The sequence below is a fragment of the Olivibacter ginsenosidimutans genome (genome assembly GCF_039542865.1).
Lineage (GTDB): Bacteria > Bacteroidota > Bacteroidia > Sphingobacteriales > Sphingobacteriaceae > Olivibacter > Olivibacter ginsenosidimutans.
This window is the reverse complement of the sequence record NZ_BAABIQ010000033.1, coordinates 94,402-106,568: the sequence shown is the minus strand read 5'-3', so window position 1 is coordinate 106,568 and position 12,167 is coordinate 94,402. Positions and strand designations below refer to the sequence as shown.

General features: G+C 38.5%; 9 protein-coding genes. 6 read left to right on the top strand and 3 right to left on the bottom strand.

Going from position 1 to position 12,167, the window contains the following annotated elements:
* Positions 1–450 precede the first annotated feature (450 nt).
* Both ABD930_RS11285 and ABD930_RS11280 read left to right on the top strand, forming a co-directional pair.
* Complete coding sequence (locus tag ABD930_RS11285; RefSeq protein WP_345231824.1) at positions 451–3,450, top strand: SusC/RagA family TonB-linked outer membrane protein; 3,000 nt, start codon at positions 451–453, stop codon at positions 3,448–3,450.
* A 17-nt stretch (positions 3,451–3,467) separates the two neighbouring features.
* Positions 3,468–4,982, top strand: a complete 1,515-nt coding sequence (locus tag ABD930_RS11280; RefSeq protein ID WP_345231823.1) for a RagB/SusD family nutrient uptake outer membrane protein — start codon at positions 3,468–3,470, stop codon at positions 4,980–4,982.
* Positions 4,983–5,065: 83 nt separating this feature from the next.
* On the opposite strand, the gene ABD930_RS11275 is transcribed toward ABD930_RS11280, so the two are convergent.
* Entirely contained in the window at positions 5,066–5,359 is a 294-nt protein-coding gene (locus ABD930_RS11275; RefSeq protein WP_345231822.1) for a hypothetical protein, read from the bottom strand.
* 110 nt (positions 5,360–5,469) lie between these two features.
* Between ABD930_RS11275 and ABD930_RS11270 the strand changes: the two genes are divergently transcribed.
* The 3 genes from ABD930_RS11270 to ABD930_RS11260 all read left to right on the top strand — a co-directional run bounded on the left by ABD930_RS11270 (position 5,470) and on the right by ABD930_RS11260 (position 9,276).
* Positions 5,470–6,480 (top strand): LacI family DNA-binding transcriptional regulator, encoded by a 1,011-nt coding sequence (locus tag ABD930_RS11270; protein ID WP_345231821.1) that lies wholly within the window; start codon positions 5,470–5,472, stop codon positions 6,478–6,480.
* 150 nt (positions 6,481–6,630) lie between these two features.
* The gene (locus ABD930_RS11265; RefSeq protein WP_345231820.1) at positions 6,631–7,962 is read left to right on the top strand and encodes an MFS transporter; all 1,332 of its coding nucleotides are present in this window, start codon (positions 6,631–6,633) and stop codon (positions 7,960–7,962) included.
* Between the two features lie 162 nt (positions 7,963–8,124).
* Entirely contained in the window at positions 8,125–9,276 is a 1,152-nt protein-coding gene (locus ABD930_RS11260) for a tetratricopeptide repeat protein (protein ID WP_345231819.1), read from the top strand.
* A 23-nt stretch (positions 9,277–9,299) separates the two neighbouring features.
* Here ABD930_RS11260 and ABD930_RS11255 read toward each other — a convergent pair whose 3' ends face one another.
* Positions 9,300–9,890, bottom strand: a complete 591-nt coding sequence (locus tag ABD930_RS11255; RefSeq protein ID WP_345231818.1) for a riboflavin synthase — start codon at positions 9,888–9,890, stop codon at positions 9,300–9,302.
* A 336-nt stretch (positions 9,891–10,226) separates the two neighbouring features.
* Between ABD930_RS11255 and ABD930_RS11250 the strand changes: the two genes are divergently transcribed.
* The gene (locus ABD930_RS11250) at positions 10,227–11,081 is read left to right on the top strand and encodes an N-acetylglucosamine kinase (protein ID WP_345231817.1); all 855 of its coding nucleotides are present in this window, start codon (positions 10,227–10,229) and stop codon (positions 11,079–11,081) included.
* 198 nt (positions 11,082–11,279) lie between these two features.
* On the opposite strand, the gene ABD930_RS11245 is transcribed toward ABD930_RS11250, so the two are convergent.
* Entirely contained in the window at positions 11,280–11,978 is a 699-nt protein-coding gene (locus ABD930_RS11245) for an NUDIX hydrolase (protein ID WP_345231816.1), read from the bottom strand.
* Between the last annotated feature and the right edge of the window lie 189 nt (positions 11,979–12,167).

Here is a 12,167-nt window from a genome sequence, read left to right as displayed (position 1 = left end):
TTTCAGACATGACCATGCTATCGGCATTAAACAGAAAAACATCGTGCAATAGAAAACAAATAACCTTTTTTTGCCGCTTCGAAATTTAACCGGACAACACTGAAAGTTTAACAAAATCAATAGATATCTAATGTGCGCCGGTTACTTAGAATTTAATAAACTAGTTTAAAAATCTTTTGCATTTTTTAATAATACTACTATTTTTGCAACGATTATCGGGAACGTTTTCGGCCAAGAAAATACTTCCCTAAGACCAATATAAGCGGGGTAGTCCAATTTCTTAATAAGGAGTATTCCTGCCAAGTTTAACTAATTGATAATAAACTATGTATTACCATTTAAAAACCGTCCCCTAAAAATTATTTTTTTAGCGCCTTTATTGGCACACGCTAAATTTAGATGGTCTGTTAAATTGACCATTAAGCTATTTATAACCTTAAAACTAAACGAATGAAGAAGAATTATTTTACCAATTTTCTGGTTAGCCTCATTTTATTGTTTATATCATTCAATGCTGTGGCTCAAAATGCTAACATTACGGGCCGAGTTTTAGATGAAACCAATCAACCCCTTCCAGGCGCATCCATTCAGATAAAAGAATTGAATAAGGCGGTGGGGACAAATGAAGATGGATCTTTTAGTATTGCAAATATTGCTAATGGAAAGTATACTTTGGTTGCGAGCTTTATAGGCTATTTACCACAAGAGAAAACAATTACAGTTACAGGACAATCAGTAACCATAACGTTTAACATGCAACCCGATGCTCAAGGGCTGGACGAAGTAGTTGTTGTCGGTTATGGTACACAACGGAAAAGTGATTTGACCGGCGCCGTAGCTTCTGTTGGTGCTAAAGATTTTAACAAAGGACCGTTAGTTGCCGCTGATCAGCTAATTCAAGGGAAAGTCTCGGGCGTGCAAATGATTAATAATAGCGGACAGCCGGGGGGAGCTACAACCGTTCGGATTAGAGGTAATTCGGCCGTGACAGGAACTGGTCAACCGTTATATGTAGTAGATGGAGTAGCCTTAGACGGAAGATCGGCAAGACCAAGTCAAGGTACCGGAATAGGGACAAGTCCAGCAGGAAATCCCTTAAGTTTCATTAACCCTTCGGACATTGCGTCCATGGAAGTTTTAAAAGATGCTTCAGCGACAGCTATTTATGGTTCGAGAGCAGCTTATGGTGTTGTTTTAATTACAACCAAACGCGGGCAGGAAGGCGGTTTAAAGGTGGATATCAATTCTTCTGCTGGTGTTAGTAACTTGATGCGCAAAATTGACATTTTGGATGGCAATCAATATCGAGATGCCTTAAATAAATATGGACTGACTACAGGAGATTACGGCGATAACGTGGATGCGTTGGACGCGATATTACGTACTGCTTATAACCATAATCATAGCCTTTCTTTGAGCGGGGGAAGCGAAGATAATAGATATCGGGCATCTTTCGGTTATCAAGATCAGCAAGGTATTGTCCGGAAAACTGGATTTAAGCGTTACACGGGATCCTTTAATGGTAACTTCAAAATGTTAAAAAGTAAAAAATTAGGATTGGATGTTAGCTTAATAAGTAGTCAGAATAATGAACATATCGCACCTATTGTAACCGATGCCGGTGCCGACGGCAGCTTATTAACGCATGCACTGGCTTGGAATCCTACTAGACCTTTGCGGAACCCCGACGGTAGTTTAGTTATCGAACAAGGCAACATCATCAATCCACTTGCGATGTCTGAAGCCTATAACGACCGGGCTAACGTGACAACTGTACTAGCTAGTTTGTCCCCCTCCTATAAATTCAATGATTGGTTGGAATACCGTATGTTATTAAGTGTAAACTATAGTAGAGGAGAACGGCGCTCGTCCACAAGAAGCTTCATCAATATATCCGGTATCTTGGCAGATCCTGATAATGGCTTCTTGGGAGGTTATGCAAGCATAGGAAATAATGAACTGATTACAAAGCAGCTAACACATACACTTTCTTTTAATAAAGAAATCGCGAACGATCTTAACTTGAATGCTGTCATAGGATACGAATATACAGACTATGTCAATCGAGGAAGTGATATGAATGCCAAAGGTTTTGGCGATTTACCGGTAGATTATACTGATGTTATGCAAGCTACGGCGCCAGCTAATCGCGTACTTAACTCCTTTAATGATCCTACGACACAGCTTCAATCGTATTTCGGCCGGGCTACCTTTAATTTTAAGGATCGCTATTTATTGACAGCTACCGTTCGTGTTGATGGTTCAACACGTTTTGGGGAAAATAATCGCTATGGTACATTCCCCTCATTTGCCGCCGCATGGAACCTGAAAAACGAAGACTTTTTAGCGGATGCTACCTGGTTGAGTCAGCTAAAATTAAGAGCTGGTTGGGGTAAAACAGGTAATCAAGAATTCCCATCTGGGGCTTCACAACGAAGGTATAATTTTGGGTACCAAGGTGGAGAGCAGAAACTTATCGTATATAATAACGAAAATATAAACTTAAAATGGCAAGCTGATGAACAAATAAATGCTGGAGTGGATTTTGGTTTTTTCGGTGGGCGTTTAACTGGATCGGCTGACTATTTTTATAAGAAAACAACGGACTTACTCTTCCCTCAGTCACCTTATCCACCCGCAGCTCCAGACGCTCCTGTAACCTGGTTAAACTTACCAGGAAAAGTGATCAACAAGGGGTTGGAGCTTAATTTGAATGGAGTCATCGTGGAAAATGATAATTTTCGCTGGGATTTGGGAGCAAATGCAACGTTTATTAATAATAAGGTGCAAGATTTTGGACCAAATATTATTCGTACAGGTAGTTTAAGTGGACAAGGATTGAGTGATGTGACTGTAGAAGTTATTCAAAACGACTATCCTTTATATGCTATGGTCACACGGGAATATCTAGGTCTGGACGATGAAGGTTTTTCAAAGTATACAGACGATGGTTTTGTTTTTTATAGGGTGGGTAATCCGAACCCCAAGGTTTTGTTAGGCATAAGCACCGGGTTAGATTATAAAAAATTTTCGTTCACCGCAAACTTTAATGGCTCGCTCGGACAAGATATTTATAATAACACGGCAAATGCCGTATTACCTATTTCCAATCTAGGTTCTCGAAATATAGCAACTGAATTGATGAATTCTAGTATTTTGGAATCGCCTTCTAACCCAATTGCGGCTTCATCACGCTATATTGAAAAGGGAAGCTATCTAAAATTGGCCAATGCAACCGTCAGTTATAGCGTAGGAGATATTGGCAACTCTATTAAGAACTTAAATGTATTTGTAAATGGCCAGAATTTATTTGTAATTACCAAGTATAAAGGGTTTGACCCAGAAGTAAATGTAAATAAGGCTGTGGATAATGTTCCGTCGGCAGGTATAGACAATGTAACCTATCCAACCGCTAGAACATTCAACTTAGGTGTTAATTTTTCACTATAAAATTTAGAGGAAGTATCATGAGTAACAATTATATAAAAATCCTTTTACTTGCATTACTAGCATTTACAGGATGTACAAAGTTGGAGGAAAATCTTCATGGACAAACCGGGTCTGGAGGCGTTAACAGTGATAATGTTCCCGCTTTGTTAAACGCAACATACTTATCTATGCGAAACCCTTATTATGGTCCATACGGTTGGTGGGCTCTTGAGGAGTTCCCTACCGATGAAGCGATAGTGCCGACAAGGGGTGGAGATTGGGATGATAATGGTGCTTGGCGAGCGCTTCATTTGCATCGCTGGGAATCCGACCATACACGCATCAATAGTGTCTTTAAAGATGTTTTAGGGGTAAGTTATGCGGCAACGGATGTCCTGCAATACAGTCCAAATGCTTCTCAAGAGGCCCAAGCGCGGTTTTTAAGAGCATTTGTTGAATTTTCTATTCTAGATGGCTGGGGGCAGGTTCCTTATCGGGATCCAGGTGAAGATGTAACGCAACCTCCGCGGGTTAGAAATGCTCAGGAAGAAATAGACTATTTAATTGCTGAAATTAAAGAGATCATGTCAGATTTGCCAACAGATAGAATTGATAGAGCTACTCCTGACGCAGCGAAGATGCTTTTAATGAAGATTTATTTAAATAGAGGTGCCTTTTTAAATCGCCAATCACCCACTTTTGCTAATGAAGATATGCAAGAAGTGGTACGTTTAGCTGATGAAATCATCAATAGTGGTGAATATGGCCTAATAGATGACTATTACCTGAATTTTGCTCCCAATAACGGGCAATCAGAAACGGAGAATATATTTACTGGTGAAAACAGGGGTGGAGAGGATGCAGCAACTGGTATGACGAATATGTGGGTAGCAGGTTTGCATTACAATCAAAATCCAAAAGGTAATAATGGCTTCTGCACATTGTCGGATTTTTATAATAAATATGAGGAAAGTGATGTCCGCCGAGGTGGTGAATATGCAGGTGTAACCAATATAAGTGGTGTCAGGGTTGGTTTTTTGGTTGGTCAGCAAGTAAATCAAAAAGGGGAAAATCTAAAAGATCGCAGGGGAAACCCATTAGCATTTACACCAGAGGTCAGTATTATTGAAAGAGATCCGAATCACTTGGAAGTGGCGGGTATCCGCGTGATTAAATACCCTATAGACTACGCCAATGGATCTACGAGTTTACTTAATAATGATTGGGTGTTTTATCGCTATTCGGATGTGCTGTTGATGAAAGCAGAGGCATTACTGCGTTTGGGGCAAACCGGTGAAGCGTTAACCTTAGTTAATCAGGTAAGAACGAAGAGAGGTGCATCAAAACTAGCACAACTCGATGAGCAAAGCTTATTAGATGAGTTGGGTCGGGAATTTTTCTGGGAAGGCCATAGAAGGACCGATTTAATCCGCTTTGGGAAATTTTTGGAAGAATGGCAAGAAAAGCCAGCTTCTGATCCCAAAAACCTTTTATTCCCGATTCCATTAAATCAGTTGGGAAATCCTAACTATACACAAAATCCGGGATATTAGCTGTTCCGTTAATAATAAAAGAGGGTGTCTCAAAAGTATTAAACTGTTCGCTCGAGGCACCCTCTTCTTTTTTATTAACTCTTTTATTTTGACCGATTGAGTTCTTGTTGTTCCCGTAAACTGGCCACATTGTTTTTTTCACCAAAGTCAGTCGTTTTGGCGCCAAATTCTTCTACCAAGCGTTCTATCGCACTTAAGTTATCAGCAGTACGTTGATGAATTTCTGGTAATGTATTTTCCAGATTTTTGTCCTCTACCTCAATATTTTCTACTTCAATGTTGCTAATCTTTTCCAAAATTGCCTGCTGACTGTTCTTTAAGTCCTCTAGCTGACGGACAATTTTTTCCATCAATTCAAACTTCTTTAACTTGTCCATAAATCCATATTTTTATTTACTCTTTATGAACAAATAAATTTTAAACTTTGTTTGTAGAATATTTGTTTGAGTGTTGGCTTATGTTAACTTTGTTTTAGATAAAAGGGAGAATGGGACAGGTAAATATTAAAGAACTAGCTGCTAAATTGGGCTTGTCTACTTCAACAGTATCTCGGGCGTTTAGAAATAATAGCGATATTAATCCAAGCACCAAAGAAAGGATACTCCGTGTAGCCGAAGAGTTAGGATATTCACCCAATATTTATGCGAGTAGCCTACGTGATTCTAAAAGTAAAACCATAGCCGTTATTATTCCTGAATTTGGTAATAATTTTTTTTCACAAGCCCTAAAAGGTATCGAACAGCAAGCGAGATCAAATGGATACCACACCCTAATTTATGTGACAGAAGATGATGTTCAACAAGAAGCCGTTCACATTCGATCGATGTGTAACGGAAGAGTAGAAGGAGTAATCATGTCTGCTTCTGGCGAGGGCCTAAATCATATCCATCTGAATTTATTGAAAGAACATCAGGTACCTTTAGTGTTCTTTGATCGGTTCTACGAAGACGTAGAGGCCACTATTGTTACGGGTGACGATTATAAAAGCAGTTACAAAGCAACTAAACATTTAATCACCAGTGGCTGTAAACGTATTGTCTATCTTGTGATTAATAAACATATTTCTATTGGCAAAACACGGATGCAAGGGTATACAGATGCACTAAACGATGCAGGGATTGCACTAGACGAAGCCTTAATCATTGAGTGTACCAATAATAGAGAAGAGATTTACAATATTTTAAAACAGGCATTCTCAACATTGAAACCCGATGGCGTTTTTGCCGCTGTTGAACGCTTGGCTATGTCTGCCTTAAGGCTTTGCAATGATCAGGGCATAGCCATACCACAAGACCTTAAATTGGTCTGCTTTTCTTGTTCCGATATTGCCGATTTGTTGAATCCCGCACTAAGCACTGTACGGCAACCGGCCTATGAAATGGGATTTAGAGCTGCCGGAGTCCTATTCGATGCACTAAAAAAGCAACAAACATTTACACCTAAGCACATCGTTCTGTTGTCTTCTGAATTAATTGTTCGTACATCGTCGAGGTCTTGATACGTAGTTCTTCTACAACCGTAATCCTTTCTTCGTGGTTTCCCAGGTTATTTGGATCAGGTCCGGTCATCGTGGGATTGCTTTCTAAGGTATAGATTGTTTATAAAATGCTACTAAATTCATACTTTTATTTCCTATAGCGATCAATTAATGATAAATCAACTAACTAAGCCACGGTTACGTACTGCACAGCTCGTTAATATGAGCATCGGATTCTTGGGTATCCAAATGGGTTTTGCCTTACAAAATGGCAACGCTTCCCGCATATTACAAACCTTTGGCGCCGACGTAGATGAGCTGTCTCTATTTTGGCTCGCCGCTCCATTGACCGGAATGATTATCCAACCGATCATTGGGCACTACAGTGATCGGACTTGGACTAAACTAGGTAGACGGCGGCCATATTTCCTTGCCGGTGCTATTTTAACGGCTATCGCGTTAATACTAATGCCAAATGTTGCCTCATTAACGCGGTTTTTGCCTCCTTTAGTGATCGGGGCTGGGATGCTCATGATCATGGATGCCTCGATGAATGTTACGATGGAACCTTTTAGAGCATTAGTAGCGGATAATTTGCCTAAAGAACAACGTAGTAAAGGTTTTTCCATACAAACATTTTTGATCGGTTTGGGTGCAGTAATTGGATCATGGCTACCTTATGTATTGGCAGAATCTGTCGATATTTCCAAGACGGCAGCAACAGGCCAAGTGCCCGATAACGTAATCTTCTCATTCTATATTGGCGCAATTGTTTTGGTGATTACGATACTATGGACGGTTGTTAAGACAAGAGAGTATACACCCAATGAATTAGCAGCTTTCGAAGCGGATCCTTTGGAACAGGAATCCATCACCGGACTGAAAGCTATTTTTATCGATCTAATTAATATGCCAAAAGCAATGAGGCAGTTAGGCGTAGTACAATTTTTCTCTTGGTTTGCCTTATTTTCCATGTGGGTGTTCACTACACCAGCTATTGCAACACATGTTTATGGTGCAGCGGCAAATGATACAAGTTCGCTAGTATTTGCCAATGCCAGCAATTGGGTAGGGGTATTATTTGGAATATATAATGCAATCGCAGCATTATACGCACTTGTTTTACCCAAACTGGCACGACGATTTGGGCAGGAAGGAACGCACGCATTTTCACTACTATGCGGTGGCTTGTCGTTAATCTCCATTTATTTTATACATAATGCGCATTTTTTGATTATTCCTATGCTGGGAATCGGTATAGCCTGGGCAAGTATTTTGGCCATGCCTTATGCGATTTTATCGGTATATCTTCCGGGAAAGAAAATGGGTGTTTACATGGGACTTTTTAATTTTTTTATAACCTTTCCGCAACTAGTTAATGGATTCTTTGGTGGTTTTATAGTGAAATATTTTTTTGACAGTCAAACTGTTTTTGCGCTAGTTTTGGCTGGTGCCTTTATGTTGTTAGCGGCTATTTCCGTTTTAAAAATGAGACGCACCTAAACTGTTCTTTATCAGATGATTTTTTGAAAATATGTCTTTTCCCTTATCCTGTTCATAAGGAAGTGAATGCTTTTGCATTTCTTATAACTAATTAAATAGTTGTAATGATTATTTTTTTAGTTAACTTGCGTTACTGAAAAAATAATCATTAACGCATACATTATGAACATTCAACGCATCTACATCGTTATCATCATTACTTTTTTACGGGTATCGCTAGGACATGCACAAGACGGGAAACCCGATCAGGAAATGCTCATTAATCTTTATCAATCGCAGCAATATGCTCAGGCCGCAGCGTATTTAGAAAACTTTTACCAAGAGAATACGGATGATGTGCGCTTATTACAGGGCTTGGCTTATTGTAACCGAATGGCAGGTAATTATGTAAACGCTGAAAAATATTATAAAGCCTTGCTTGCCATTCGTGAGGATGATCTTAGCGTTTTATCCAGCCTTGCTGCCATTAATTACCAACGAGGGCAGTTGAAGCAATCGAGCGAATATTATAACCGAATATTGACATTGGATAGCACACATCTTGCCAGTTATAAAGCTTTGGCAAGTATTGCTCAGCAAGCGGGAGACATGGATAAAGTATATCAATATCTTTCAACCGCTAATCGCTTAGCTCCTAAAGATATGGATGTAGTCTATGATCTAAGCAATTTTTACATCACTTTGGAACGCTATCAGCCGGCAGATTCCATCTTAACCAAGGCATTAACTTACGACCCTGAAAATGTCATTTTACTCGGTGTAAAGGCGCAGGCGACTTTTGGCTTACAGCAGTACAGCAATACCGTTACTATTGGCGAGCAACTATTGGATCTTGGAATTCAATCTGCTGATCTATTGAATCTATTAGGACAAGCTTATTATCATGACAACCAATATGATAAATGTATTGATATGCTGCAACAACTAGAGGAAAAGGGCGGTTTAAAGGAGGCGCAATTATATTATATTGCTATGAGTTATAAAAAACTAAGCCAAAATAAGGAAGCCATTCATTATTTTGACAAGACACTTAAAGCCGCCATTTCTCCTAACGTGGCTAATTACTACTTTGAAAAGGCGGATTTATATGAAAAAACAGGCCAAAATATAAGTGCAGCAACTGCCTATATCAAGAGTTTGCAATTTCAAGTGATGCCCATTACCTACTATAGTCTTGGTATACTCTATGATCATAAGCTAAAGCGAACAAAGACAGCTATTCAATATTACCAGCGTTATCTGAAAATGAAACCAAGTAAGGATAATGCGCCTTACCTAAAATACGTAAAACAAAGGCTTGAAGAGCTAAAATAGCAGGAAAGATTCCGCTATATACGCTAGCTTCTTAAGGCAACTAGCTTAGCCACGTATTTTCCGATAATATCAAATTCCAAGTTAACATGGCTTCCTACGTTGACGGTATGAAGGGAAGTGTGTTCATACGTATAAGGAATAATGGCTACTGAAAAATGATCAGCGCCGGAATTTACAACGGTTAAACTGATGCCGTTAACGGCAATAGATCCCTTTTCAACCGTTATATTGCCAAGAGAGGAATCATATTGAAAAGTGAATATCCAACTGCCATTTTCGTCTGTTATATCAGTGCATACAGCTACTTGATCTACATGTCCCTGAACAATGTGGCCATCCAATCGTTCTCCAGCTATTGTACACCGTTCTAAATTCACTTTGTCACCCACTTTTAATTCACCGAGATTACTTTTTAGCAAGGTTTCTTGTATAGCAGTAACGGTATGATGGCCGGGATCCAGCGCAACTACCGTTAAACAAACGCCATTATGGGCTACGCTTTGATCGATCGCTAATGTATCGGAAATGGAAGAAGCTATTGTGAAATGAATATTGCTTTGCTCTTGTGTTATATGCGTTACGGTACCTAACGTTTCAATGATTCCAGTAAACATGCTTTTGCCTATTTCGTGTAAAGTTACGTTTCAAGCGCTAAGAAACGAAATGGAATTTGACTAATTGTAATATGTACACTATTCAATCAACAAAAAGGTAAAGTCGTAAAACAGCCTTTTTGCTATTGATGAGCATGTTTTTGAACTTGTTCTATAAAAGAGGATTGAAATTGTTAATTAATTTTCAGTCAATTATTTGTATTAATATCTTGAAACGTGTATTTTGTGCCACACTTTTTAACATTTTAGAAGTGAAGTACTGAAATAAATCCTTATTTTAGAGGGAAGACTAAAAAAATAAATTGATATTAAACACTATTAACTAAAACCAATAACATGATCATTATTGCAGATGGCGGCTCGACCAAAACGAATTGGTGCCTGATCAATGACTCCGGTAAAAAAATTTACTTCAACACAGAAGGATATAATCCTTATTTTGTTTCCAGTGATTATATTGTAAGCTCATTGAAAAAGGGACTCCCAAAAGATTTGCCTTTCAGTGAAGTCAAAGAAGTTAATTATTATGGAGCTGGAGTTCATAATGAGGAAAAAGCTGCCATTGTGGCTATGGCTATCAGACAGGTTTTCAATCAATCGGAAGTGTTTGTTGGGCATGATTTATTAGCTGCCGCACGTGCTTTGTTAAAGGATAAAGCAGGATTTGCAGCTATCTTGGGTACTGGAACCAATACCTGTATTTACGATGGAAAAGATATTGTAAAAAATATTGATTCAGCGGCTTATATTTTAGGAGATGAGGGAAGTGGCTGTTACATCGGAAAAAAATTACTGACAGATTATGTGCGAGGATATATGCCTGAAGATGTACGCGAGGTTTTTTGGGAAACATTTAAGTTAACACCTGATGATGTGATGGATGCTGTGTATACGAAACCGCTAGCTAATCGTTTTTGCGCAAGTTTTAGCAAATTCGTGTATGATATCACTGTGAATTTAGAATATTCAAGAGGCTTGGTGAAAAGTTCTTTTGAAGACTTTTTTAAAAACTTGGTTACACACTATCCGGATTACCAAAAATATTCGTTTAATTGTATCGGATCCGTCGCTTACAATTTTAGAAATGTGCTAGAAGAAACCGCCCAGGAGTACGCAATGGAATTTGGGCGCATAGTACGTTCTCCCATAGATGATTTAGTTAAATTTCATCAGGAAAGGATTAATGCGTAAAGCTTTTAATAGGCGTGTCCAAAAATTGCCACCCAGCGTGCACTCGATAGGAAGGTATTGGGTGTTTTGGACACGCCTTTAAGCACGATGTGCATTTTGAAAGGCCATTTTCAAGATCACAAGTAAATCACTTAAAACCAAATGTATTAGCTCGTTTCTTTTGATTTAAATTAGGTGTTTTCAGAAGATAGGTTCTAATTACTTAGAAAAGTTCAGTTCATTCTTAAAAATTCTGTTGTACTTCCTCTTGTCGAATTTGTACAATTTTGCTGCACGATAAGATACTCCTTTTTGCTTTTCGTCTAACTCTTTTAATACATTGTATTTCAACATCTTTTTTCTGAAATTCCGTTTGTCCAATTTTTTGTCCCAAATGGCCTCGTAAAGCTGCTGTAATTGGGTTAATGTAAATTTCTCCGGCAATAATTCAAATGCAATTGGACTGTGGCTTACTTTCCGCCTGATCTTATCGATGCTTTTATCAATAATGTTTTTGTGGTCAAAAGCCAGTTCAGGAAGATTATTTAACGGGTGCCATTGCGCTTTTCTAACATAAGTGGATAACGGCTTTAAATTAATATTTGCCGATTCCAATCGTAACATGGCATAATAAGCTACTGTAATAATCCTTCCTTGTGGATGTCGTTGAAGATCCCCAAAGGTATAAAGTTGCTCCATGTAAATGCCCTTTAATCCCGTATATTCCAACAGAATGCGTTTTACCGCATCATCGATCGTTTCATTATGCTCGACAAAGAATCCTGGAAGACCCCACCAGTCTTTAAAAGGATATTCATTCCGTTCAATTAATAATACTTTGAGTTCGCCTTCGTTGAAGCCAAAGATTACACAGTCTGCTGTAAATATAGATTGTAAATGTGGTAAGTTTGATTGCAAAATTCCTATCCTTTAATGATGTTAAAACTCAATTACTATATAAAGCCAATTCGCATGAAGATTTAGGGTTTGGTGTTACCTAATTTATGCGGTCATGACGAATATCTTCAAAATTATGGAAGAAAACAATAAAAGCAAAACTTCTTATCACGTAAATGGTTTTAGCACTCAATCATAAAGAATTTGTTT